The organism is Aeromonas simiae (assembly GCF_000820125.1).
GTDB lineage: Bacteria > Pseudomonadota > Gammaproteobacteria > Enterobacterales > Aeromonadaceae > Aeromonas > Aeromonas simiae.
Map to the genome: position 1 here is coordinate 31,129 of NZ_CDBY01000009.1, position 347 is coordinate 31,475.

Consider the following 347-nt stretch of genomic DNA (forward strand, 5'->3'; position numbering starts at 1 on the left):
CTGCTGCTCGACGAGCCCTCGCTGGGGCTGGCCCCCATCGTCATCCAGCAGATCTTCGACACCATAGAGCAGCTGCGCCAAGCCGGCATGACCATCTTTCTGGTCGAGCAGAACGCCAACCAGGCGCTCAAGCTGGCCGATCGCGGCTATGTGCTAGAGAACGGCCACGTGGTGCTGGAGGACACGGGTGCCGCCCTGCTGGCCAACCCGGCGGTGCGCCAGGCCTACCTCGGTGGCTGACATGAGCAGGGACGGCACCACAGCCAATCAACACCAGTTCTGGCGCGATCCGTCCCTGCCCTTCATCGAGGCGCGCGCGGTGCAAGATGGCCGCCGCGTCTGCTATG

2 pseudogenes are annotated in these 347 nt (G+C 66.0%); both read left to right on the top strand.

Annotated elements, in window-relative coordinates:
• Positions 1-240: pseudogene (locus tag BN1134_RS01790) on the top strand (branched-chain amino acid ABC transporter ATP-binding protein); the annotation flags it as partial.
• A 1-nt stretch (position 241) separates the two neighbouring features.
• A pseudogene (locus tag BN1134_RS19545) lies at positions 242-347 on the top strand (AraC family transcriptional regulator); the annotation flags it as partial.